The 282-nt window shown below is 31.9% G+C and carries 1 pseudogene; it reads left to right on the plus strand.

Annotated elements, in window-relative coordinates:
• Window positions 1-151: 151 nt before the first annotated feature.
• Window positions 152-282 (plus strand): annotated as a pseudogene (locus LOK41_RS29200) (GNAT family N-acetyltransferase); the annotation flags it as partial.

Raw genomic sequence — 282 nt, forward strand, 5'->3', positions numbered from 1 at the left:
TTAAAATAAACGAATGTATTATATCTTCACCAAGATTACTTATTATGGGAACGTTACTGCGGACTAGAGCATGAACCCTGTCACTAGGCCAAATATGGTATAAATGGTAGAATTACTTGTATACAGAGAAACGTTTTTAGGGGGAAGTTAAATGGATGAATGTATTGTTATAAAAGAATATTCTAGTGAATATCAATCACAAATTGTTGATTTAATTCTTCAGATTCAGCAAGAGGAATATAACATTGCGATAACTAAAGCTGACCAACCTGATTTATTTGG

The sequence above is a fragment of the Bacillus sp. TL12 genome (assembly GCF_022625245.1).
GTDB lineage: Bacteria > Bacillota > Bacilli > Bacillales > Bacillaceae_G > Bacillus_A.